Raw genomic sequence first — 24,758 nt, forward strand, 5'->3', positions numbered from 1 at the left:
GCCCTAGATCTGGCCCCTGATCTGGCCCTAGGCTGACCCCAACTGTGGCTCAGGGGGTCGGAACACATGCAACGTCGGCGTCGGTGGCTGGCAGGACTCACCGTGGTCGCCTTGGCGACCGCATCCGTCGTCTTCGGAGTCGCGCCGGCCGCAAACGCCGCCGCCTTCTCGATGTCGAAGACCGCCGTCGAAGCGGGACCCTTCAGTCCCGGCGACAGCGTGACCTATCAGATCAGCGTGGCGTGTTCGGCGCCGACCGAGGCGGGGTGTTTCAACACCGTGCTCAGCGACCCGCTGCCCGATCCGCTCATCTTCAACCCGGCGATCCCGAACCCCGTGACCGTGTCGATCGCCCCGCCTGCGGGTCAGCCTGCGGGGGAGTACGACCTGCAGGTCGACGCGGCCGGCAACAGCTTCACCGTGACGCCGGGCCTCGACGTGGATGTGGATCCCGTGGTGTGGCCGGGCGGCTACACCATGACGGTCACCGTGAACGCGATCGTCGACCCCGCCACCGACGGCACGTGGGACGGCGCGACGGTGACCAACACGGCGACGACCACCGGCGACAACGCCCCGGTGGTGACCGCATACGCCGACATCATCCTCGACGTCGAGACGACCCTCGTGCCGAGCATCGTGAAGACGGTCTCGCCCACGAGCACCATCCCCGCCGTTGCGGGACAGCCCGTCGACTGGACGGTCGTTCCCGGCAACAACTCGAACCAGAACGTCGACACGATCGTGGTGCAGGACCCCATCACTCCGCCGAGCGAGTTCGGCGGGTACCTCGATGTCACCGACTACGACGTGACCGCACCCACCGGCACCACCAGCACGACGACCGAGTACTACGTCGACGGCGCCTGGACCACGACCGTGCCGGATCCGATCAGCGACTCCGGCGGTATCCGCGTCACGTTCACCGGCACCTTCGCGCCCGGTGCGACCGGGAATGTCGTCGTGCATACGGTGACGAACGAGACGGTGGCCGACATCCCCGACGACACCGATGTGACCGTCACCAACGACGCGCAGTCGACCGTCGCCACCGGCGGCGAGACCAGCGACCCCGTCCCCGATGACGCGAGCATCACGATCGCCCAGCGCCTGCCCGACGTGACCGTCGAGAAGTCGTTCGCCGACAGTTCGCTCACCAGCGGCCAGAGCACGACCGCGACGATCACCTCGACCGTCGGCGCGCAGAACGTGCAGACGCTCACGGTCACCGAGCCGTCGGCCGGCACGGCCACGTTCACGGAGCAGGGCCTGACCTTCGACGGATTCGGGGACGGAATCGCCTGGCCGGTGGCGGCGACCTCGGCCGAGATCACCTACACCTACAGCGATTGCGCCGAGAGCACCGCGTCGACCACGACGCCTGACACCCTCCCTGCTCCCACCGACGGGTGCACTGTCGAGGGCTTCACGGTCGTCTACTCGTCGACCGGCAACGGGATCGTGTCGGGCGCGTACACGACGATCCCCATGGACGTGACGGCCCTCCCGACCGAGACGGCGGTCGCGAGCACGAATGTCGTCGACACCGCGGTCGAGAACACGCAGGGTCAGACCGGCGTCGACGACGCCGAGGCGCCCTTCACGATCGAACCCCTCTTCCTCGACACGTCGGTGACCAAGTCGATCGCCCCCGAGACCATCTGGGGGGTGCCGGGCACGGATGCCGACATCACGCTCACGGGCAATGTCACCCCCGAATCCAACGCGGGCTCCGAGAGGCTGGTCATCTCGGATCCGGTCGATCCCACGGCGGAGTCGGAGTTCTGGGACAACTTCACGGCGACCGAGATCGACAACACCGATATCCCCGAATGCACGACATTGACCGTGCGGTACTGGGACGAGCCGGACGGCCCGTGGACCGACTTCCCCGGTGCCACCGAAGTGCCCGGTCCGGAGCAGCTGTGGTCGTACCAGATCCCGACGGAGCTGCAGGACGACATCGGCGGCATCCAGTTCGAATACCTGCCGATGGACGCTGAGGGATGCCCGGAACTGCTCCAGCCCGGATTCACCGTCGTGACGCACATCGACGTCGAGGTGACCGATCCCCACGACGAGGAAGTCACATTCACCAACACCGCTCAGTCGCTGGTCGACAACCCGGACGCCGGTGGCGAGCACACCGCCGATGCCTCCGACGATATCAATCTGCTGCCGATCGACGGCGGTCCCGGCCCCGACTTCCTCGACAAGGAGTGGACGCCCGACGACGACGTTCCGGCGCAGTCGGGCGAAGTGCGCACCGCGCGCCTGTGGTGGTCGACCGACGGCCTCAACATCTCGGAGATGACCCTCACCGACATCTCCGAGACCGAGGATCCGCAGAACACGGTCGCCACCGTCTACGACGCGTTCGACCTCGTCCGGATCGATCCGATCACCCCCGACACCGACCCGCTGATCGTGGATGACGTCGTCACCGAGGTGTCGCTGTACCTCGACGGTGTCGGTTGGACCGACATCACCGCCCAGGCCTGCGCGAACGGCTGCGACGGCGAGTTTGGCGGTTACACGCTCACCGGCCCGCAGGCCGCCGACGCGCTCGCCGTGCGCATCGTGCTGACGGAGCGCACCGCGGGGGCCGGGGTCGGCTCGTCCTACGACCGCCGGCCGCTCGATCTCGACTTCCGGGTGCGCGACACGCTCCGCAGCGACCCGTCCCAGTGGGTGCTGGGCGATCTGCACACCTACACCTACAACACCGGTGAGCCCGGCCTGGTGGACAACACCGCGAGTGCGGGCGGTGTCAACACCGCGACCGGCGTCGACAGCGTCGACGTCGACAACGACACGATCCTGATCGTGGACGAGCCGATCAATGCCGCGCTCACCAAGGACTTCGATCAGGACCAGCTCGGTCTGCCGGACGCGGCCGCGGGCGTCGACCCGGGCGACTATCCGCTCATCAGCGCCACGCTCGTCGCGACGAACACCTCGTCCTCGCGCGTGTCGGGCATGGTGATCGATGAGCCGTCGGCGACGCAGCCGGACCCCACCGTGTTCGAGACGCTGAACCTCTATGACATCGACGCGATCCAGCGTCCGCAGGGCATCTCGGAGGCGCAGACCACGATCACCCTCGACCGCGACGGCGCGACGACCGGCTACACATACGCCGAGGCTCTCGCCCTCGCGCCGGGCGACCTCGCCGACGTGACGGGCGTGTCGGTGGCCTTCCGCTCCGGCGACGGCAGCGCCGTCATTCCGTCGACCGCCACGGGCTCGCTCACCCTGACGTGGCAGTTGCGCGACATGCTCCGCTCGGATCCGTCCCAGCCGGTCACCGTCACCCCCGACGGCGAGAGCATCGTCAACGACGCGCACACCCAGCTCGAGAGCCCCGTCCTCGACGAATGCGCCGACAACCAGTGCGGCACGGGCGCGGCCGACGCCAGCGACGAGTTCGTCATCGTGGCCGCGAGCTATGCCATCGAGACGACGAAGTCCATCACTCCGGCATCGATCTACGAGGACCAGTCCAACACCTACGTCACCGCGCTCGGCGGGCGCCCGAACGGCACCGCTCGTACGACCTTCTTCAGCCTGACCGACACGACGGCGACGTTCTGGAACACGATGGACTACGCCTCGGCGCAGATCACCGTTCCGGCGCCGGTGAACCAGGTCGCGATGGACGTGCTGGTCGACGACGACGCGGGCAGCGACGTGGTCTACACCGAAGTCGGCGGCGCGCTCGTCGCGACGTGCAACGGCCTTCCGATCACCGATGACTCGCCGTGCTGGGCCGACGGCGAGTGGACGGATGCCGCAGCCGGCAGCACCGTCACCTTCGACCTTCCCGACGGGGTCACCGACGAGGGCACCGTCGTCGGCGTGCGCTTCCGCGCCCAGCAGGTCGACGCCGAGGGCGACGTCGTGCAGTGGGAGCGGCCGTTCAACCCGCAACTCACGTTCTCGCTGACGACCGAGCGCCGCGAGTTCCTGCGCAGCGACCCGACGGTGCTGGTGTCGACCACACGTCCGGATCTGCAGCCGAACCCGGGCGAGACCGAGCTGGGCGTCATCAGCGACGACGTCCAGTCGTTCAGCACCGCGCAGTTCGGCGAGGCCCAGGAATTCCAGCAGACGGGCCAGGCCGCCGACTCTGCGGTCGTACTGCACCGCCCGAACGCGGTGAGGATCACCAAGACCCGCGGGTCGTCGACGCTGATCAGCCCGAGCGGCACGATCCCGTACATCATCGTGGTCCAGAACAGCGGGCAGTGGGACATGACGGGCTTCCACGTCGTGGACCAGGTGGAGACGGATGCCGAGGGCTCGCTGCTCGTGGAACCCGATCCGACGGCATACACCTTCGCGCTGTCCGGGCCGGGTGCGCCGGCCGACCCCGGGTTCACGGCATCCCTCAACGAAGACACCGGCGAGCTCTCGATCGACGGTCCCGCCGACTTCGTGTTCAACGCGGGCTGGACGCTCACGGTGAACGCGCCGCTGATGTTCCGTGATGACGTGACCCCGGACACGACGGTGAGCAACGAGGTCACGGTGACCTCGGATCGCCTGTTCGAGACGTGCGAGGGGACCACCGTCGTGAACGGCGTCGACCTGACCCCGAAGCCGGTGGAGAACACCCCGCCCGGCGTGGCGGCGTGCTCGGCCGACACCGAGATCACGCCGCTGGCCAGTGCGACGATCGCCGCGAAGAAGTACGTGCAGGGCAACAACGCGGGTGACCCCGCGGTCCCCGGAGACGACGACCTCGGCGTGCTGAACGTCGAGGGCGACGCAGCCGCGTGCGACCCGAGCGTCCCGGGCGTGACCGATGACGGGTTCTACTCGTACCCGTGCGCTCCGGTGACCCGCCCCGGTGGCGAGGAGACCTGGCGCATCGACTTCACCAACGCCGGCAACACCAGTGCCCGAGTGGTCGCCGCCGTCGACACGCTGCCCGAGGTCGGCGACCAGGGCGTCATCGTCCCGGCCGATCGCGAATCCGAGTTCCCCGTGACGCTTTCCGGCACGTTCTCGGCCAACCTGCCCGAGCTCGTCGACAGCGAATACGCGAGCTACAGCGTCTACCTCTCGCCGGTGCAGCTCACCCAGGCATGCAACACGAATGCCATCAAGGTGTGGACCGAGAACGCTTCGGCAGATCCCACGTGCAACTTCGACTGGGAGCTGGCGTCTCCCGCGACGCTCCAGGCGGCGCGCAGCATGATGATGGTGCTCGAGTACGAGAACCCCGATGTGCTGTCGCCCCCTCCGGGCTTGCGCCCCGGCGAGACGCTGCGCCTGACATACGAGACGCAGACGCCGTTCGTGCTGCCGGCCAACTCGGCCGTCCCCGACGGTCTCCCGGTGGCGTACAACTCCTTCGCGACGGCATCCCGCTCGAACGCGACGGTGACGCAGCCCGAGCGGCCGTCGCTCGTCGTCGAGCCGCAGAAGGTGGGCGTTGCCGCCGCGACCGGTCAACTGCTGCTGGCGAAGGATGTCGAGGCGCCCGACTTCGCCACCGACGTCGACCTGCCCGAGAGCTACCCGCTGCTCGTGACGTGCACCTCCGGCGGGGAGGCTGTCACCCTTCTGCACGAGGACGGCAGTGACGCCAGTCGTCCGTCGGTGGCCGCCGACGGCACGGTGCTCGCCTACAACAGCACGACCGGTGGTCCGGTGAACCTGCCGCTGTTCTCGACGTGCACCGTCGTCGAGGACCCGGTTATCCCGGGCGTGACAGTGACCGTCGATCCCGAGGACGGTGTGATCGCCGACCGTGACTGGAGCGAGGAACCGTCCGTCTGGGACCCCTATAGCGGCGACCCGGAGCAGTCATCGATCCAGGTCACAAACCAGTACGCGGCGGGCGGTTTCACCGTCGAGAAGAGCGTAGACAACGGCGGCGCCGTCAACCAGGACGACATCCCGATCGTGTACGACCGCACGTACTCCTTCGAGGCGAGCTGCACCTACCTCGACCAGGAGACCATCCCCGAGGTCGATCTCGAGTTCACGCTCGCCGACGGCGAGTCCAAGACGTTCTCCGACATCCCGGCGGGCGCCGAGTGCACCGTGACCGAGACGGATGCCGGCGGCGCGCCCGTCACCACGGTCCTGGTGACGGAAGACGGCGTCGCGGGCGATCCGGCGACGTCGACCGAGGCATCCTTCACGATCCTCCCGTACGCCGAGGGCTCGACGACCGCGCTCACGCTCGTCGGATTCGAGAACGCGTTCACGACCGGACCGGTCGAAGTCACCAAGGTGATCGTCGACCCCGGTGGGTGGGGAACAGCCGACTTCACCGTCGAGATGTCGTGCACGCTCGACGGCGTGACGCCGAACCCCGTCTTCGAGGACTCGGCCACGCTCAACGCGACGAACACCACGTGGCTGGTCGAGGACCTGCCCACCGGCGCCGAGTGCACCGTCACCGAGACCGCGGACGGCGGCGCGAACTCGTCGACCCCGAGCGTCACGGTCACCGTGGGCAACGACCCACAGGTGCCGGTGGAGGCCGCGATCACCAACACGTTCACGATCGGCTCGCTCGAGGTGCAGAAGCAGCTCGACGGTGCACCGGCCGACGCGCTCGACCCGGCGACGACATACGAGTACGAGGTGAGCCTCGCGTGCACCCGGGTCGTCAACGGCGAGACTGTCGACGTGGCTGTCCCCGGTGGCGCGACGCGCACCATCACCGGCGCCGGTACGGCGCTCTACGAAGGGCTGCCGACGGGCGCCGAGTGCACCCTCACCGAGACGGACGCAGGTTTCGCCACCGGCACGCCCACGATCGACCCGACGCCGGTGATCATCGGCGAGGGCGCCACCCCGGTCGTGGTCACCGTGACGAACGAGTTCGAGAACGGTGCCGTCTCGGTCGCCAAGACCGTGGACGCTCCCGACGGGTTCCCCGTCCCGGACTCGTTCACCGCAACGGTGTCGTGCACCTGGCAGGGGGCCGACGTGCCCCTCGCCGACGACGGCGCAGTCACGATCGTCCCCGGCGAGGACCCGGTGGTGATCCCGGATGTGCCCGTCGGCTCGATCTGCACGGTGGCCGAGGACGACTTCGGTCAGACCGGCACGACCGTGACGCCGGAGTCGATCACCGTGACCGCGGCAGACCAGACGTTCGGCTTCCAGGTCGAGAACACGTACGAGTGGGCGTCGCTCGAGGTGGGCAAACTCGTCGAGTCGGCCGCCCCCGAGGTGCCGACCGGCTTCGAGTTCCACGTCGTCTGCACCTTCCAGGGCGAGACGGTGGTGGACGAGACGTTCACTTTGAACCAGGACGAGACCGAGACGATCACCGAGATCCCGGCGCGCTCCGAGTGCACGGTGACCGAGACCGACGAACGCGAGGCCGACGCCACCGTCACCGAGGCCGACGTGCCGGGTGTCGGGGGAGACCTCGCGCCGATCATCGATCAGGAGACGCGCACGGTCGTGATCCCCGAGCTGCAGCCTGACGGCACGGCCGAGGTCAACACCGTGACCTACACGAACCTGTACGACGCGACGGCGCTCGTGCTCGTCAAGGAGTTCGAGGGCGCGGGCGCCGACCAGTTCGGACTCGACCAGACGTTCACGTTCACCGTCACGTGCACGTTCGCGGGCGAGACGCTCATCGACCAGCAGGTCGAGCTGAACGCCGAGAACGGCTGGAGCACACCTGTCCACGACGTGGTCGCAGGCTCGGAGTGCACGGTCGTCGAGAACGACCTCAACGGGGCCGACGCCGTCGTGATCGAGCCGAACGACGGCGAGAACACCTCGATCGGCACCGGAATCGTGCCGCCTGGGGGCGGTCTGGTCACCGTGACCGCGACGAACTGGTATCTCACCGGTTCGCTCGAGGTGACGAAGACCTTCGCGGGTGATGGCGCCGACAAGTTCGGCGGCTCCGCGTTCGAGCTGAGCCTGCGGTGCGTGCGCGACGGCGAGGTCGTCGACATCCCGGACGGCCGGATCCGCGTCGTCAGCGCCGACGTGCCGACCGCCCTGTGGGAGAACCTGCCCACCGGCTCGCAGTGCCTCCTCACCGAGGTCGACGACGGCGGGGCGAACTCGACCGAGATCCTCGACGCGCAGGGCAACGTGGTCGCCGGCGACGGCGAGGGATACACCTTCACCGTCGTGACGGATCCGACCATCCTGAGCGTCGAGGACCAGCCGCAGCCGAGCCTCGAGGTGCGCAACACGTTCAACTTCGCGCAGGTCTCGGTCAGCAAGGCCGTCGACGACAGCGGAGCGGTCGACCAGAACGGCGAGCCGATCGCGTACGGTCCGTTCGAAGTCGAGCTCTCGTGCCTGTGGAACCAGCAGCAGGTGAGCGCGGCCGAAGCGATGACGCAGACGATCGCGGACGGCGAGACGGTGACCTGGACGGAGCTGCCCGAGGACGCCGAGTGCACCGTCACCGAGACCGACGACGCCGGCGCCCAGTCGACGACCATCGTGGTCACCGAGGGCGGCGACACCGCCGATCCGCAGACGGCGACCACGACGCCGCTCGCGCCCCTTCCGAACACGGATGCTGCAGACCAGACGTCGGTCGCGATCACGAACACGTTCGGCGTCAGCGATCTCGGCATCGCCAAGGTCGTCGACGGCACGGCGGCGTCCACGGTGACACGCACGTTCCCGGTGGATGTGACGTGCGTGCTCATCGATGCGTCGCATCCGGCTCCGGGCCTGATCGTCCACGATGCCTCGTACGACATCGGCGGACCCGGCGGGCTCACGGCCGACATCGAGAACCTGCCGGCCGGCAGCGAGTGCACCGTCACCGAGACGAACACCGGCGATGCCGACCGCACGACGATGACGATCGACGGCGAGGAGCAGCCCGGTACCACCGGCACGGTGACACTGGCGTCCGGTCAGGTGGCGATCGTCTTCACCAACACGTTCATCGCACCGCTTCCGCCGACGGGTCTCGAGGCGAGGGCGACGGTGATCGCCCTCGCGCTCGGGTTCCTGGTGATCGCGGGCGGCGTGGTGCTCGTCATCGGGGCGATGCGCCGTCGCCGGCTGAACTGAGCGGACGCTGAGGCGGGGTCACGCGATGCGGACCCCGTCCTCGCGGGCTCCGGCTCGTCGGTCAGACCTCAGACGAGACCGTCGGGTCGTCGACGGGTGCGGCGGTGGATTCCTGGGGTGCCTTGGTGCGACGGCCCCACCACACCACGAGCGCACCGACGCCGATGATGGCGACCGCGATGCCGATCATGTACATGATGACCGACATCCACCCCCCAGGGTTGTTGGGGTTGAGGAAGGGGTACGGGTACCAGAACGGATCGCCGCTCACCGGGTTGGTGGTGAGGGGGCCGCGAATCATCGTGTAGATCACCCAGAGGATCGGAAACGCCACCACCGCCCACAACGCACGCCACGAAAGCCGCCGGCGCAGCGGAGCGACCAAGACGTCGGCGAGCAGGAACAGTGGCGCGACGAGGTGCAGCACTTCGTTCGACCACGGGATGGGCTCGCTGCCCTGAGGCAGCACCACGTTGCGCAGCAGGAGGTTGTAGACGATCCCGGTGATGATCATGTAGGTGCTGACGCTCGCGAGGGCCACCGCAAGACCCGCCGGCTCAGCATCCGCTCCGCGTCCCCTGGTCCAGTACCAGATCGCAGCCCACAGCAGCACGATCGCCGCCAGCAGGTTCGACAGGATCGTGAAGAAGCTGAAGAAGTTGACGAATGTCGTCGCGACGTCGCGATCGAGCTCGGTCGCACGTGCCATTGACGCCGCGAGTTGAGCGACGATCGCAGCGAGCATGATCAGCGCCATCACGGCGCGCGCGACGGACCAGACCCTGACCCCTGTGGTGGTGTTCATGCGGTCACGATATCGGGCCGGGTGGTCGCTCATCGATAGGATGGGGTGTAACCGTCCATAAACGGGGGAGTAGCCCATGCCAGGCATCGTGATCGTCGGAGTCCAATGGGGAGACGAGGGCAAGGGCAAGGCCACCGACCTGCTCGGTGAGCGCACCGACTGGGTCGTCAAGTTCAACGGCGGCAACAACGCCGGTCACACGGTCGTGATCGGCGACGAGAAGTACGCGCTGCACCTGCTGCCCTCCGGCATCCTGTCGGACGGCGTCAACGCCGTCATCGGCAACGGCGTCGTCGTCGACCTCGAGGTGCTGTTCGCCGAGCTCGAGGCACTGCACGCGCGTGGCGTCGACACCTCGCGCCTCAAGGTGAGCGCGAACGCGCACATCATCACGCAGTATCACCGCACGCTCGACAAGGTCACCGAGCGATTCCTCGGCAAGCGCCAGATCGGCACCACCGGGCGCGGGATCGGCCCCGCGTATGCCGACAAGATCAACCGCGTCGGCATCCGCGTGCAGGACCTCTTCGACGAGAACATCCTGCGCCAGAAGGTCGAGGGAGCCCTCGACCAGAAGAACCACCTCCTGGTGAAGGTCTTCAACCGGCGCGCGATCGCGGTCGACGAGATCGTCGACGACCTGCTGTCGTACGCCGAGCGGCTGCGACCGATGGTCGCCGACACCGCGCTCCTCCTCGACGAGGCACTCGACCGCGGCGAGGTCGTCGTGTTCGAGGGCGGCCAGGCCACGATGCTCGACGTCGATCACGGCACCTATCCCTTCGTGACGTCCTCGTCGGCGACGGCCGGTGGCGCCTCCACGGGCTCGGGCGTCGGACCGAACCGGCTCGACCGCATCGTGGGCATCGTCAAGGCCTACACGACACGCGTCGGATCCGGTCCGTTCCCGACGGAGCTGTTCGACGAGCAGGGCGAATGGCTGCGCTCGCGCGGCTTCGAGTTCGGCACCACGACCGGCCGTCCGCGTCGCGTGGGCTGGTACGACGCGCCGATCACGCGATACGCCACCCGCATCAACGGCATCACGGACCTGGTGCTGACCAAGCTCGACATCCTCACCGGCCTGGACCGCATCCCGGTGTGCGTCGCGTACGACGTCGACGGCGAGCGGTTCGATGAGGTGCCGGTGAACCAGTCCGACTTCCACCACGCCAAGCCGATCCTCGAGTACCTCCCCGGCTGGAAGCAGGACATCACCGGGGCGCGCACCTTCGAAGACCTTCCTGTCGAGGCGCAGGACTACGTGCTCGCGCTCGAGAAGATGAGCGGCACCCGCATCTCGGTGATCGGCGTGGGCGCGGCCCGCGACGCGGTCATCGTGCGCCACGACCTCGTCGACTGACGTCCCCCGGTCGTTGAGCGAGCGAAGCGAGACGAGACGTCTCGATCACGACGGAGGCTCATGAGATTCTGGCTGGGCGGGTACACCGCCGACATGGACGGCCACGCGAGCGGCATCGGGATGCTGCATGCCGGCGCTGCTGACGAGGTTTCGGCCGGCGGTGCCCTGGCCTTCACCGGTGAGGCCGCGACCGCCGACTCCCCGTCGTGGCTGGCGGCGCACCCGAGCCTGGACGTCGTCTACGCCGCCCTCGAGAAGACCGGTGCCGTGCAGGCGTTCCGCCGTGCGGGTGAGAACCGGTTCGCTCCGCTCGGCCCTCCGGTGCCGGCCGGCGAGGCGACGTGCCACATCGCCGTCTCGCCCGACGCCCGGTTCCTCGTCGCGAGCAGCTGGGGAGATGGGCGCGTGGTCCGCATGGCGCTGGATGCCGCGGGCCGGCCCTCCACCCCCGTGATCGCGCCGGATGCGGCGGACCCATACGCCGACCCGTCGACGGCGGAGTCCTTCGGCGTGGCGGGAGTGCCCGGGCTCGCGGCATCCGGCGGGATCGATCTCGCGGCAGCGGCACGGGCACTGCGCGAAGCCGCGGGCGAGGAGTTCGCACGGTTCGTCCCCTCGTATGACGAGCCCGCGCCGGAACCACCAGCCGCTAGAGACGAAGACGCGGATGAGGCGGCTCGCCCCTCCCGTGCGCACCAGGCCGTGTTCCTGCCCGGCGGCCTCATCGCGACCACAGACCTCGGGTTCGACCTGGTGCGGCTGTGGCGCTCGACCGCCGACGGCCTGCGCGCGGTGCAGCAGGTCGTGCTGCCGAAGGGCAGCGGTCCGAGGCACATGGTGTGGCACCCGAGCGGACACCTGTACGTCGTCACCGAGCTCTCGTGCGAGGTGTTCGTGCTCGCGCCGGCCATTGACGGCACGTGGCGCGTCGTGGGCGGCACGCCTCTCGGCGGCACGCTCCCCGGTGACGCGGCGGCCGAGCTCGCGCCCTCACGCGACGGCGAGTTCGTGTACGCCGGCGTCCGCGGAAGCAACACGATCGCGACCTTGCGCGTCCGCGGTGCCGGCGAGGCGCTGAGCCCGGTGGCACTCGTCGACGCCGGCGTGGACTGGCCTCGCCACCACCTGCTGGTGCGCGACATCCTCCTGGTGGCCGGTCAGCGCTCGGACGAGGTCGTCTCGCTCACGCTCGACGTGCGTTCCGGCGTACCAGGCCGGGTTCGTCACCGCGCTGCGGCGCCATCGCCCACCTGCCTGCTCCCCGCCCGCTGAAGCGAGTCAGATCTTCGCGTCCTGTCGCGGGATGAAGACCTGCTTGATGATGAGCAGGATCGACGCCGTCACCGGGATCGCCACGAGGGCACCCAGCAGCCCGAGCAGCGTGCCGCCGACCATCGCGCCGATCACCACGAGGGCGCCCGGCACCGCGATGGCCCGGTTCATGACCTTGGGCGTCAGGACGTATGCCTCGAGCTGCATGTAGATGAGGTAGATCACCGCGAAGATCAGGGCGGGGAGCCATCCGGTGAACAGCGCGAGGACGGTTGCCGTCATCCAGTACAGCACCGAGCCGATGAGCGGGATCAGGGTGATGAGGAAGGCGAGGACGCCCATCAGTGCCGGGAACGGCAGCCCGAGGAACAGGTGCAGCAGGAAGGCCACGACCGAGTTGCAGAACGCCAGCACCACCATTCCCATGAGATAGGCGCCGATCGAGTCCGTGATCTGCTCGGTCATGGCGGCGGCCTTGGCGCGGCTGCGAGCCGGGGCGAACCTGTTGAATGCGACCTTCATCGCCGGCAGGCCGGCGAGGAAGTACAGGCTCAGCACGAGCACGATGATCAGGCCCGAGATCGTCGTGCCGACGTTGACGGCGAAGTTGAGAACGCCGCCGCCGATCGCCGCGATGTTCGCCGGGTTGGTCAGGAACGCCTCGACCTGACCCAGGATCGTGCCGACCTCGGTGCCGAACGTGGTGTTCAGCCAGCCGTAGAACTCCGACGCCTGGAACTCGTCGACGAGCTCGGGGATGTCGCCGAAGAACTGCGAGATCTGGCCGACCAGCGCCGGCACGACGAGCAGCAGGATGCCGGTGAACACGAGTGCGAAGGCCGTGTAGACGATCACGATCGCCCACGGCCGCGCGACGTGATGACCGCCGAACCAGCGCACGACAGGGTCGAGGCCCAGAGCGGCGAACAGGGCGAAGACGATGTAGATGATGATCGTCGAGAGGTTCCAGAAGGCCAGTCCGAGAGCGATGGCCACCAGGCCGCCGAGGGTGAGGAACAGGCCCACCCCGAACGGACTGTTCAGGTTGGCCCAGAACGTCTTGCCGGCCGGAGCCTCACCGGTGAACACCGGCTGCGCCTCGAGGGCTGCGGCGTCGAGCGAATTGGGAGAAGAGGCATCCGTGGGCGCCTTCGCGGTGGCGGGCGCGGGATCGGCGGCAGAGGCGCCGACGGCACCCGTGGCGCCGGCGAGGGGCGAGGCGTCGGTCATGGTCACACTCTAGGGGCGGGGGCGCCGCGGGCACATCGGTGAATCCGAAGATCACGCGGATCGTATGACCGGCCGGGGTCAGGCGCGGGAACCGGGCTCGGGTATCGTCGGGGGCGACGAGGAGGACCGCCATGGCCGAAGATCCGATGACCACGCTGGCGCGGCTGCGCAGCAGCATCGACAACATCGACGCCGCGCTGATGTACATGCTGGCCGAGCGGTTCAAGGCCACGAAGCAGGTGGGCGTCCTCAAGGCCGAGCACGGAATGCCGCCGTCGGACCCGGCCCGTGAGGAGCAGCAGGTCGCCCGGCTGCGCCGCCTCGCGGAACAGGCGGACCTCGACCCCGCCTTCGCCGAGAAGTGGTTCAACTTCGTCGTCGCCGAGGTGATCCGCCACCACACCGAGGCGGCAGACCGCCGCTGAGACAGCGCCGGCACGAGACGGAGCTACTGCGCCCTACGCTGTTCGCATGACCCGCGAACTGCGCATCGGCTCCCTGCTCGAATCCGAGGATCGGCTCCCTGCCCACGTCCTCGCGCCCAAGCTCAATCGCCACACCTTCTGGTGCGGGCAGAGCGGGTCCGGCAAGACCTACGCGCTCGGCGTCCTGCTCGAGCAGGTGCTGCTGCAGACCCGGATGCCGCTGGTCGTGCTCGATCCGAACTCCGACTTCGTGCGCCTCGGCGAGGTCCGCGACGACGCAGCCCCCGAGGCGGCCGCCGAGCTGGCGAGCCGTGACATCCGGGTGCGCCGTCCCGGCGGCGTCGGCGGAGTCGACCCGCTGCACGCGCGATTCCTCGATCTGCCGTTGCGCTCGCGCGCCGCGATCCTCAACCTCGACCCGGTGCACGACGCCGAGGAGTACAACGGCCTGCTCCAGGTCGAGGCAGAGGTCCTCTCGATCAGGCAGGGACGCCTGATCGAGTTCCTGCGCTCCGGCGACGTGGCCGTCCGGCATCGGCTCGCGCTGCGGCTCGAGAACCTCGGTGTCGCCGACTGGGACCTATGGGCCTGGGGTCAGCGCAGCGTCACCGACGACATCGACGACCGGGCCGACGCGACCGTCGTCGATCTCGGCGGATTCCCGACGCAGGCGGAGTCGCGCGCAGCCGCCCTCGCCGTCCTCGACCATCTCTGGGAGCGCCGCGAGGAGCGCGTGGGGCGCCTCATCGTGATCGACGAGGCGCACAACCTGTGCCGCCCCGACCCGGCGACACCCATGGAGGCGCTGCTCACCGAGCGGATCGTCCAGATCGCCGCGGAGGGCCGCAAGTATGGACTGTGGCTGCTCCTGTCGACGCAGCGCCCGTCGAAGCTGCACCCCAACGCGCTGTCGCAGTGCGACAATCTCGCGCTCATGCGCATGAGCTCACCGCGCGATCTTGCCGAGCTCGCCGACGTGTTCGGCTTCGCACCGAGCTCGCTGCTGGAACGCTCCCCGGCGTTCGCTCAGGGCCAGGCGCTCTTCGCCGGCGGATTCGTGGAGTCTCCGACGCTGGTGCAGATGGGAGGCCGGCTCACCCACGAGGGCGGCTCCGACGTCTCGGTGCCGCTGCGGTGAGCAGCCCCGCCCTTCCGGAGCCGCAGACGCGGATGCCCCGACCACGCGCACGGCGTGGGTCGGGGCATCCGCTTCCCGCGCCGAAGCCTGGCGCGGGAAGCCCAGTAATGTTCAGGGCACGGCGCGGCGCAGCGTCAGGTACGAGATCCCCCCGAGAAGCAGGGTGAGGACGAGGCCCCAGAGCGCGAAGCCGAGCGGCCCCGCGTTCACGAGAGCGGTCCACACGTCGCCCCACATCGCGAAGAAGGTGATCGCCCAGATGGCCGCCACGAGCAGCAGGGCGACGCCGACCCAGATGGAGGTCAGCACCAGAGCGCCGAACCGCTTGTACACGGTCGCCGACCAGAACCCGAACATGAAGATCAGCATCGCCATCACGAAGTAGAAGAGGGCGGCGACGAAGGGTCCTGCCGACACGACCCAGTCGAGAGCGAAGAAGTAGCCGTTGATGCCCCAGCCGTCCGTCGCCTCTTCGACGAGGGCTCCGATGGCGAACACCGCGGCGAGCAGCACGGCGCACATCGCCGCCGCCAGCATGGTGCCGAGGAAGAACTCGCGTCGGGTCACGCTCATCGCCTGTGAGAACGGGAACGTGAGGGTCAGCGACGAGATCCCGACGAACAGCAGCACCCACAGCGGTGCCTGCGAGCCGCCGCCATAGAACGGCCCGGGGACGCCCGAAGTGAAGAGGATGGCGTAGATGGCGAGCGACATCGCGAACGATGCGCCGAGCACGATCAACGGCACCCACACGAACGTCTGCTTGTTGACCAGCTGCATGCGCACGACGTTGACGGTGCGGTTCATCGCAGGGCTCCTTCATCGAGGGCGGATGCCGCCCGGCCGGCATTGTTCGCGTTCGCAGTGGTCGTGCGCACGATGAGCTGCTGAAGGGAGACTGGAGCCACGTCCAGGCCGGTCGCGGCGAGACGCTCACGGTCGGCCAGCGAGAGGGCGCCGAGAACGGTGACGGATGCCACGTTGCCGAGCGTCTCGCGATGGATGACCGTGCGGCCCACGACGAAGGCCTCGACCGCGGACGCGTCTCCCACGATGTTCGCGGCGCGGTCGCGGACAGCATCCGTCGCCTCGTCCATCAGGATCCGCCCGCGATCGATCACCAGCACCCGTTCGATGAGGTTCGACACCTCGTCGATCAGATGGCTCGACAGGATCACGGTGCGCGGGTGCTCGGTGTAGTCCTCGAGCAGGCGGTCGTAGAAGATCTGCCGCGCGACGGCGTCCAGGCCCAGGTATGGCTCGTCGAAGAAGGTGATCTCGGCGCGGGCGGCGAGCCCGATGATGACGCCGACCGCCGAGATCTGACCGCGCGACATCTTCTTGATGCGCGTCTTCATCGGCAGCTGGAAGTCCTCGACGAGCCGATGCGCGAGGTCGTCGTCCCAGTTCGGGAAGAACAGACGCGCGGTGGCGAAGGCGTGCTTGGCGAGGGCGTCGTCCGGGTACTTCTGGCTCTCGCGCACGAAGCACATGCGCGAGAGCACCTTGGCGTTCTCGTAGGGGTGCATGCCGAACACGCGCACGTCGCCGCTCGTCGCGAAGTTCTGGGCGGTCAGGATGGACATCACCGTGGTCTTGCCGGCGCCGTTGCGCCCCAGCAGGCCGTAGATCGTGTCCTTCTCGATCGCGAAGCTCACGTCGTCGACCGCGACGGTGTCGCGATAACGCTTGGTGAGGTTCTTCACCTCGATCACGTGGGTCATGGATTCTTCCGTTCAGTCGGCGCGCGCCGAGGCGCGATCGTGGATGAGCAGGGTGAGGTCTTCGGGTCCGAGGCCGAGCTTGCGCGCCTCGACCAGGAGCGGCTCCACGAAGCGGTCGGCGAACGCGGAGCGGCGCTCGGCGAGCAGCAGCTCGCGCGCCCCGGGCGCGACGAACATGCCGATGCCGCGACGCTTGTACAGCACGCCCTTGTCGGTGAGCATCGCGATTCCCTTCGCTGCGGTGGCGGGGTTGATGCGATAGAAGCCGGCGAGCTCGTTGGTCGACGGCGCCTGCGCCTCTTCGGCGAGTGAACCGTCGATGATCGCGTCCTCCACGCTCTCGGCGATCTGGAGGAACAGCGCCCGGCCTTCTTCGATCACATCACGTCCCGTTGGTTGGTTAGTTACTTGAGTAATTAACCACAGAAGCGGATGCCGCGTCAACACACATCGGAGATCGACAGGCGGCGGCATGCCCGGCCCGCGCGCGCGATAGCGACGGGCCGCTCACGGGTCAAATTTGCGATGCATCCATTCGGATGAAACGTTGGATGAGGCCCTTTGCGGGCCTTCCCGACCAGTCCGCGGTCCCGCACGGCATCCTGGGGATGCCTCGCGGCGAGCGTATGGTCGGCGGTCCTTGCGCGGATCCGACATCCGCAGCCGCCGTCGCTCTCGGAGAGAGCGCATGAGTGTGACCGCCACCCGGGCGTGACCGATGCAGCCCCCTGCACCGGGCTGCCGAGGCGCACTGTGTCCACACCACCTGCCATCGTCTCCCCTGCCATCGAGGCGAAGAACCTGTTCAAGGTCTTCGGGCGAAACCCCAAGGCCGCCGTCGAGCGCCTCCGCGCCGGCACCCCACGCGCCGATGTCGCCGGCACCGCCGCGGTCATCGACGCCAGCTTCACCGTTCAGCAAGGCGAGATCTTCGTGATCATGGGTCTGTCGGGGTCGGGCAAGTCCACGATCATCCGCATGCTCAACGGGCTGCACGAGGCGACCGCCGGCAGCATCCGCGTGCTCGGCGACCCGATCACGGGTGTCCCGGCCCACCGGCTGCGTCAACTGCGGCGCGATCGCCTCTCGATGGTCTTCCAGCACTTCGCGCTGCTGCCGCACCGCACGGTCGCGGCCAACGTCGCCTACCCGCTCGAGCTCCGCGGTGTCGGCAGGGACGAGCGGCTCGCGAAGGCCGAAGAGATCCTGGCACTGGTCGGGCTCGAGGGCTGGGGCGACAAGCTGCCCTCCGCCCTCTCGGGCGGCATGCAGCAGCGGGTGGGCATCGCGCGTGCGCTCGCCGCCGACACCGACATCCTGCTCATGGACGAGGCGTTCAGCGCCCTGGATCCGCTCATCCGCCGCGAGATGCAGGAACAGCTGCTCGAGCTGCAGCAGAAGCTGCGCAAGACGATCGTCTTCATCACGCACGACCTCAACGAGGCCATGCTCCTCGGCGACCGGATCGCCGTGATGCGCGACGGCCGCATCGTCCAGATCGGCACACCCGAGGACATCCTCACGGACCCCGCCAACGACTACGTCGAGCAGTTCGTGCAGGACGTCGATCGCGCGCGCGTGCTCACCGCCGCGAACGTCATGGAGCGGCCGCGGCCCGTCGTGAGCGAGACCGCCGGGCCACGCAGCGCCCTCCGCCAGATGCGCGACGCGTACATGTCGGCCGTCTACGTCGTGGGCCGGGATCGCCGGCTGCGCGGCATCGTCACCGACCGTGATGCGGTCAAGCTCGTGCGCGGAGGCATGGCCTCGATCGAGTCGGTCATCAAGCCCGTCCCGCAGAGCGTCCGCGAGGACGAGATCCTCATGAACCTCTTCGTGCCCGCGGTCGAGTCGCCGCTGCCGCTCGCTGTCGTCGACGGCGCCGAGCGCCTGGTGGGGGTCATCCCGCGCGTCACTCTGCTGGCCGCTCTCGGTCCGGGGCCGAACGCGACAGAGGAGATCCCGCTGCCGCTCCAGCCGGTGCCGACCACGGTCATCGATGAGGTGCTCGCCGAGGCGGCCGCTGCCGCGGCCTCGGCAGCCGCCGACACCGAGGAGGTGCGCTGATGGACGGGTTCCGCATCCCGATCGGCGACGTGATCGCGACAGCGGTCGACTGGATCCGAGACAACCTGTCAGGAGTGCTCGATCTCATCGCGTTCGTCGTGCGCTGGCTGGTGGAAGGCCTGACCGACGTCTTCGTGCTCACGCCCATCCCCGTCATCATCGTCCTGGCTGCGCTGATCGGCTGGCTGGTGCGGTCGTGGCAGCTGGCCCTCGGCACCGCGGTGAGCTTCGTGCTCATCGTCGGGATGGACCAGTGGGTGACGTCCATGCAGACGCTGGCGCTCGTGCTCGTGGCGGCGCTCGTCGCCGTCGGGATCTCGATCCCGCTCGGCATCTGGTCGGCCCGCAACGACACGGTCCGGGCGATCCTCAAGCCGGTGCTCGACTTCATGCAGACGATGCCCGCCTTCGTGTACCTCATCCCGGCCATCACGTTCTTCAGCATCGGCGTCGTCCCCGGTCTCGTCTCGACCGTCATCTTCGCGCTGCCTCCTGGCGTGCGGCTCACCGAGCTGGGCATCCGCGGCGTGGACTCCGAGACCGTGGAGGCCGGTTACGCCTTCGGGGCGACCCCCCGACAGATCCTCCGCGGCATCCAGCTGCCCTTGGCGATGCCCACGATCATGGCGGGTGTCAATCAGATCATCATGCTCGCGCTGTCGATGGCCGTCGTCGCGGGCATCGTCGGCGCGGACGGCCTCGGCAAAGAGGTGGTCGGCGCGATCTCGACCGTCGACCTCGCGAAGGGCTTCGAGGCGGGACTGAGCGTGGTCATCCTCGCCGTCTACCTCGACCGCGTCACGGCGGCACTCGGAACGCCCGGCGACTATCCGTCGTCGCTGCTGGGCATCCTCTCCCGGCGGCGCAGAGAGCGTCGCGCCGGCGGGAGCGGCACGGATGCCGGTGGCACGCCGGACGCGATGACCCAGGCCGAGCGCGCCGTAGCGTCACCACGGCGGGCCCCGGTGACCACCGCCTGAAGCCACTCGAACCCATACGGAACGCAAGAGAACATACGGAAGGAAGCACCATGAAGAACCGTCACATCACAGCAATCGTCGGCCTCGGCGCCGCGGCATCCCTCGTCCTGGCCGGCTGCAGCAGCACCGAGGGAGGCGACGCCGGAGGCTCCGGAGGCGACGACAAGGGCACGATCACGCTCGGCTTCCTGCCGTCGTGGACGGACGGCCTGAGTACCGCGTACCTGCTCGAGGATCAGCTCGAGAAGCTCGGCTACACCGTCGAGATGGAGACGCTGACCGAGGCGGGCCCGCTCTACACCGGACTGGCCCAGGGCGACATCGACATCTACCCGTCGGCATGGCCCGAGCTGACGCACGCGGACTACATGGAGACGTACGGCGACGACATCGAGGACCTCGGCGCCTACTACGACAACGCCAAGCTCACGCTCGCCGTCCCGTCGTACTCCGACATCGACTCGATCGAGGACCTCGCCGGCAACGCGGATCGCTTCGACGGAAAGATCATCGGCATCGAGCCGGGCGCCGGCCTGACCGCACAGACGCAGGACGTCATGATGCCCGAGTACGGGCTCGACGGCTACGAACTCGTCACCTCGTCGACGGCCGCCATGCTCACCGAGCTGAGCAATGCGATCGATGCCCAGGAAGACATCGTCGTGACGCTGTGGCGCCCGTTCTGGGCCAACGACGCCTACGACGTGAAGGACCTCGAAGACCCGCTTGGCGCCATGGGAGAGCCCGAGGCGCTGCACTTCCTCGGCACGAGCGGATTCGCCGAGAAGTACCCCGAGGCTGCGGAGCTCATCGCGGGCATCACGCTGGACGACGAGCAGTACGGCGCGCTCGAAGACCTCGTCGTGAACGAGTACGGCGAGGGCAAGGAGGCCGAGGCTGTCGACGCATGGCTCGAGCAGTACCCCGACGCCTTCGACACCGTCATCACCGACTGACGCGCAGAGCACACCGGGGACGGGGTCCGGCTGCGGCCGGGTCCCGTCCCCTCGTGTTGCTGCTTCGCCCACGCGGCTCGCTCTTGACAAGCCAGCCAGGATTCGCCAGAGTTAACCAGTACGTTAATTCACAAGGTGGTTAAATGCTCGAGAAGGACACGCTCAGCCGAACGTTCTCAGCGCTGGCTGACCCGACAAGACGCGCCATCCTCGATCACCTGGCTCGCGCAGACGCGACTGTCTCTGAACTCAGTGCACCGTTCGAGATCTCTGCTCCCGCCATCTCTCGCCATCTGCGGGTGCTCGAAGCGAGTGGGCTTATCGTGCAGCAGCGCCACGGCTCCTGGCGTACGAACTCTCTGCAGTCCGAGCCCCTGGCCGAAGCCGCCGAATACCTCGGCCGGTACCGGGTGTTCCTCGGCGCGAGCTTCGATCGGCTCCGCGATCACCTGCAAGACCCGTCCGGCAATGAACAAGGAGAGTCATGACCGATCTGCCCCCGGAATCTGACCGTATCGACGGCGCGACGCTCACCATGGTTCGCGTGTTCGATGCCCCGCGAGAACAGGTTTTCGATGCGTGGACGAACCCAGACACCGTCACCCGATGGTGGGGACCGGCTGGACTTCATACACCGCGCGACACGGTGCGCATCGTGGCCGAGGTCGGCGGGGAGTGGACGGCCACCATGATCGACGAAGACGGAACCGAGTTCCGTAGCCACAGTATCTTCACCGTGCTCGACCGGCCGAACCGTATCGAACTGACTGCAGCACCTGGGAGCGAGATGCCTTCCACGCTCTCGATAACGCTGACGGAGGTCGAAGGCATGACGATAATGACCGTCGTCAATCGGGTGCTCACCGAGGAGCCTGGTCTCGACTCCATGGCGGAAGGATGGGCATCGATCCTCGAGAAGCTGCGTGGCGCGCTCGGGGAACGCGTTCGATGACCATCCCCCAGGGAAGCATCGAGCTGCTGGACACCGACATCGCCCAGTACCTGTTGCAGTCTACGAACCTCGCGCGCGTCTCCTACGTGGCCGCCGACGGAACACCGCGCGTCTTCCCGATGCTCTTCCACTGGACCGGCCAGGTGCTCGTCCTTGCCACTTTTGCCGGCGCACGCAAGATCGAGGCCATCCGCAGGCGCCCCGCGCTCGCCGTCACGATCGACGAACCCAGTAGCCCGCCAAAGGCGCTTCTCCTCCGTGGCACGGCGACCGTGGTCGGGATGGACGGGATCGTGCCCGAGTACCGAGCCATGCACCATCGATACGCCGGAGTCGATCAGGGGGAACGGAATGTCGCCGCCGTCGACAGGCCCGGTGTCAAGATGGCCCGGATCTCACTACGCCCCGCGTGGGTCGGCGTACTCGACTTCCAGACCCGATTTCCCGGTGGTACCACCGCAGCCGAGTTCGAGAACCGCGGCTGAGCCCTCGGACCGTCCTCGTTCAGTGCCGGGGCTTGGGGTGGATGACGCGTCCCGGAGCGGTGTCGCCGCTGCCTCGCGACGGCACCGGCCAGGGCGCTGTCTTCGGGGGCGGCGTGGTGCTCGGCCGGTTCCCCGGGATCGGCTCGGGCTCGGGCTCGGACCCCGATTCGGGTTCGGAAGCGGCGCGGGTCGCGGCATCCGTTCTCGTCTCGGTCGGCGTCGCCGCCGGAGCGATCTCGAGCATGACCTTCTTCTCGAGCACCTCGATGGCCTCGTCCGAGATCGAGATGAGCCCGTCGAGCTCCTCGCGGACGCGGCGGTAGGCGAGCTGGCGCTCGGCGGGAGTGGCGGCCTCGTCGATCGCCACCGTCAGCAGCTGCTTGGCGGTGTCGAGGCGCTTGCGCTCGACCTCGGAGAAGCTCGAATCGCGCAGGCGCCGCGCGTCGCGCTCGGCGACGTCGAACGCGACCTCGAAGTCGGCGACGGCGTTGCGGTACTCGGCGAGCTGTTCGCGCGTGAGCCGCGCCTTGGACGAGGCCGGGCGCAGTCCGTCCGCGATGCGCTTGGCGCGCAGGAACGCCGCCGTCAGCGGCTGGCGGCCATCGCTCATCGCAGGGAACGCGATCATCTTGGCGACGTCGAGCTCGTACTCGAGCCAGCGTGCGGTCACCGAGTCATGCGTGGCGAACAGCCGCTCGAGCTGCGTCGTCTGCGTGTCGCGGGCCTCGGTGGGTGCCGAGATCTGTGTCGCCGTGGGCGCCGTCACCGGAGGGAGGGATGCGGCGGCCACCGGCTTGCCGCGCGCTGCGGCCTGCGCGGCCTTGAGCTCGGCCTTCGCGTGCAGCACCTCGAGGCGCCGCTTGTGGCGCCGACGCGCTCCCCGTTCCCAGGCGCCGCCGACCGACGCCAGCACGCCGAAGAGCGGGAAGGCGAGCCACCAGAAGTCCCGAAGGAAGTCGAAAATCGGCTCCACCCTGTCATGCTAGCCGTCGCCCCCGCGCGCGGCGCCCGGGAGGTCGCTGAGGATCCCGCGGCCAGGCTCAGCCGCGGGGCGGCTCGTCGGGTCTCGACGTGCCGCCGCCCTGCCGCTTCGCGACGGCATCCCGCACATCGGCCACCACACGCGCAGCCTCGCCGATCGCATCAGCGGCGCGGGGCAGCCACGTCGTGAGCGGAGCGGGCAGCGCGTCCCACGACAGGCTCGACACGCTCTCGCGTGCGATGCCGAGGGCGTCGTCCTCGGCGGCGTCGAACGCCGCTTCGGCGGCCTGGACGGCATCGCGGTAGGCGAGATAGGTCTCGGGCGTGACCTTGTCCTGCGTCGCGGCGGCGCGCAGCGTCTGCGCCTCGCGCTGTGCACGCAGGAAGGCGAGGGTCGGCGGATGCTGCGGATCGAGCATCTGCGGAAACGACAGCGCCTTTCCGGCATCCGTCTCGTATTCGAGCCATCGCGCCGTGACCGCATCGTGGCGGGCGACGAGCTCCGCGATCGGGTGCGGCGAATCGCGCCGCATCGAGCGATACCGCAGAGCGGTGGCTCGCAGGCGGTCACGTGCCGCCCGCAGGTGCAGCGATGCCGAGCGCTCGGTCTGCTTCTTCACCGCGAGCCGGCGTCGGGCGTCGGCGAGCGCACGGGCGTCACGCCCCGCCTTCACGGCCAGCACCTCCGCCTTGGCGGCGCGCAGCTCGGCCTGAGCCGACTGCAGAGCCTGATGCGCGATGCGCTCCTCGTGCCGGGCAGCGTCGAGTTCGATCCGGCGGGCGCGTCGCCCCCGGACCGTCAGCGCGGCGTACGACATCGCTCCGACGCCCGCGGCTGCCGGGGCGACCCACCACCAGCCCGACACGATGAGGAGGATCGGCTCCACCCTGCCATGCTAGCCGCGCGCGCCGACGCCGCGGCCGCGAGTGTGCTGGGGGTTGAAGGGGTCAGTGGCCGATCTCCATCGAGCCGCCGTGCCGGCGGCGGTCGGTCGCTTCGTACACCGGGTTGCCCGGACCCTCGTCCGGATCGCCGGGGCGGGCCTGGCGGGAGTCGTAGCTCTCACGCGGCGGTGACACGAAGTTCTTGATTCGCGCCCACAGGGACTGCTTCTCGGCCATGAGGTCCTCCTGCTCGGAGGCTACCGTGCGCGGGCTCCGACAGGGTAGCCCGGCCGACGCATCCGGAATCAGCCGAAGAGGAGGGCGAAGACGGTGGCGCCGCCGCCGACGAGGATGAGCGCGACGATCGTCACCCACGCGATGATCTTGACACGCCGCTGACGGGTGTCGTTGAAACCGCTGTAGTCGTCGTCCTCCGTCGCCATGGCTCCCATCCTAGAGCCCGGC

Annotated in this window: 20 protein-coding genes; 11 read left to right on the plus strand and 9 right to left on the minus strand. The window is 68.6% G+C overall.

The genetic code is table 11. The annotated features are described in order from the left end of the window. Positions 1–66 precede the first annotated feature (66 nt). Positions 67–9,030 carry a DUF5979 domain-containing protein gene (locus tag HF576_RS13825; protein WP_168913379.1) on the plus strand — a complete coding sequence of 2,988 codons (8,964 nt, stop codon included), beginning with the start codon at positions 67–69 and terminating at the stop codon, positions 9,028–9,030. A gap of 61 nt (positions 9,031–9,091) precedes the next feature. Here HF576_RS13825 and HF576_RS13830 read toward each other — a convergent pair whose 3' ends face one another. Further along, positions 9,092–9,835 (minus strand): Pr6Pr family membrane protein, encoded by a 744-nt coding sequence (locus HF576_RS13830; protein WP_240948911.1) that lies wholly within the window; start codon positions 9,833–9,835, stop codon positions 9,092–9,094. Between the two features lie 76 nt (positions 9,836–9,911). On the opposite strand from HF576_RS13830, the gene HF576_RS13835 reads away from it, so the two are divergent. Both HF576_RS13835 and HF576_RS13840 read left to right on the plus strand, forming a co-directional pair. Continuing rightward, positions 9,912–11,198, plus strand: coding sequence for an adenylosuccinate synthase (locus HF576_RS13835; protein ID WP_168913380.1), 1,287 nt, complete (start codon positions 9,912–9,914; stop codon positions 11,196–11,198). Between the two features lie 60 nt (positions 11,199–11,258). Further along, a complete protein-coding gene (locus HF576_RS13840) occupies positions 11,259–12,470 on the plus strand; it encodes a lactonase family protein (protein WP_168913381.1) in 1,212 nt (403 codons plus the stop codon). A gap of 6 nt (positions 12,471–12,476) precedes the next feature. Here the strand turns inward: HF576_RS13840 and HF576_RS13845 are convergent, their stop codons facing one another. Beyond that, positions 12,477–13,700, minus strand: coding sequence for an AI-2E family transporter (locus HF576_RS13845; RefSeq protein WP_168913382.1), 1,224 nt, complete (start codon positions 13,698–13,700; stop codon positions 12,477–12,479). A gap of 131 nt (positions 13,701–13,831) precedes the next feature. Here HF576_RS13845 and HF576_RS13850 point away from each other — a divergent pair, with 131 nt between their 5' ends. Both HF576_RS13850 and HF576_RS13855 read left to right on the plus strand, forming a co-directional pair. Beyond that, the gene (locus tag HF576_RS13850) at positions 13,832–14,125 is read left to right on the plus strand and encodes a chorismate mutase (protein ID WP_168913383.1); all 294 of its coding nucleotides are present in this window, start codon (positions 13,832–13,834) and stop codon (positions 14,123–14,125) included. A gap of 46 nt (positions 14,126–14,171) precedes the next feature. Next, entirely contained in the window at positions 14,172–15,263 is a 1,092-nt protein-coding gene (locus HF576_RS13855; RefSeq protein WP_168913384.1) for an ATP-binding protein, read from the plus strand. Positions 15,264–15,374: 111 nt separating this feature from the next. Here HF576_RS13855 and HF576_RS13860 read toward each other — a convergent pair whose 3' ends face one another. The 3 genes from HF576_RS13860 to HF576_RS13870 are packed head-to-tail and all read right to left on the minus strand — an operon-like array spanning position 15,375 to position 17,368. Then, complete coding sequence (locus HF576_RS13860) at positions 15,375–16,070, minus strand: hypothetical protein (RefSeq protein WP_168913385.1); 696 nt, start codon at positions 16,068–16,070, stop codon at positions 15,375–15,377. Then, positions 16,067–16,987: an ABC transporter ATP-binding protein gene (locus tag HF576_RS13865; protein WP_168913386.1), complete on the minus strand. Its 921-nt coding sequence runs from the start codon at positions 16,985–16,987 to the stop codon at positions 16,067–16,069. The genes HF576_RS13860 and HF576_RS13865 overlap by 4 nt, the downstream gene beginning before the upstream one ends. A gap of 12 nt (positions 16,988–16,999) precedes the next feature. Further along, a complete protein-coding gene (locus HF576_RS13870; RefSeq protein ID WP_168913387.1) occupies positions 17,000–17,368 on the minus strand; it encodes a GntR family transcriptional regulator in 369 nt (122 codons plus the stop codon). A gap of 372 nt (positions 17,369–17,740) precedes the next feature. Here HF576_RS13870 and HF576_RS13875 point away from each other — a divergent pair, with 372 nt between their 5' ends. The 6 genes from HF576_RS13875 (at position 17,741) to HF576_RS13900 (ending at position 22,427) form a co-directional block, all read left to right on the plus strand. Further along, on the plus strand, positions 17,741–19,054 hold the full coding sequence (locus HF576_RS13875) for a quaternary amine ABC transporter ATP-binding protein (RefSeq protein ID WP_425523006.1): 1,314 nt from the start codon (positions 17,741–17,743) through the stop codon (positions 19,052–19,054). After that, positions 19,054–20,034 carry an ABC transporter permease gene (locus HF576_RS13880; RefSeq protein WP_168913388.1) on the plus strand — a complete coding sequence of 327 codons (981 nt, stop codon included), beginning with the start codon at positions 19,054–19,056 and terminating at the stop codon, positions 20,032–20,034. Before HF576_RS13875 ends, HF576_RS13880 begins: the two co-directional genes overlap by 1 nt. A 50-nt stretch (positions 20,035–20,084) precedes the next feature. Then, a complete protein-coding gene (locus HF576_RS13885) occupies positions 20,085–20,990 on the plus strand; it encodes a glycine betaine ABC transporter substrate-binding protein (RefSeq protein WP_168913389.1) in 906 nt (301 codons plus the stop codon). Positions 20,991–21,133: 143 nt separating this feature from the next. Further along, positions 21,134–21,478, plus strand: coding sequence for an ArsR/SmtB family transcription factor (locus HF576_RS13890; protein WP_168913390.1), 345 nt, complete (start codon positions 21,134–21,136; stop codon positions 21,476–21,478). Beyond that, a complete protein-coding gene (locus HF576_RS13895) occupies positions 21,475–21,942 on the plus strand; it encodes an SRPBCC family protein (protein WP_168913391.1) in 468 nt (155 codons plus the stop codon). Before HF576_RS13890 ends, HF576_RS13895 begins: the two co-directional genes overlap by 4 nt. Beyond that, a complete protein-coding gene (locus HF576_RS13900) occupies positions 21,939–22,427 on the plus strand; it encodes a pyridoxamine 5'-phosphate oxidase family protein (protein ID WP_168913392.1) in 489 nt (162 codons plus the stop codon). The genes HF576_RS13895 and HF576_RS13900 overlap by 4 nt, the downstream gene beginning before the upstream one ends. A 19-nt stretch (positions 22,428–22,446) precedes the next feature. Here HF576_RS13900 and HF576_RS13905 read toward each other — a convergent pair whose 3' ends face one another. The 4 genes from HF576_RS13905 to HF576_RS13920 all read right to left on the minus strand — a co-directional run bounded on the left by HF576_RS13905 (position 22,447) and on the right by HF576_RS13920 (position 24,736). After that, on the minus strand, positions 22,447–23,400 hold the full coding sequence (locus HF576_RS13905) for a hypothetical protein (RefSeq protein WP_168913393.1): 954 nt from the start codon (positions 23,398–23,400) through the stop codon (positions 22,447–22,449). Between the two features lie 67 nt (positions 23,401–23,467). Next, complete coding sequence (locus HF576_RS13910) at positions 23,468–24,295, minus strand: hypothetical protein (RefSeq protein WP_168913394.1); 828 nt, start codon at positions 24,293–24,295, stop codon at positions 23,468–23,470. Between the two features lie 61 nt (positions 24,296–24,356). Further along, a complete protein-coding gene (locus tag HF576_RS13915; RefSeq protein ID WP_168913395.1) occupies positions 24,357–24,530 on the minus strand; it encodes a hypothetical protein in 174 nt (57 codons plus the stop codon). A 68-nt stretch (positions 24,531–24,598) separates the two neighbouring features. Continuing rightward, positions 24,599–24,736 (minus strand): hypothetical protein, encoded by a 138-nt coding sequence (locus HF576_RS13920; RefSeq protein WP_168913396.1) that lies wholly within the window; start codon positions 24,734–24,736, stop codon positions 24,599–24,601. Positions 24,737–24,758 lie beyond the last annotated feature (22 nt).

The organism is Microbacterium salsuginis (assembly GCF_012524205.1).
GTDB classification, from domain to species: Bacteria; Actinomycetota; Actinomycetes; order Actinomycetales; family Microbacteriaceae; genus Microbacterium; species Microbacterium salsuginis.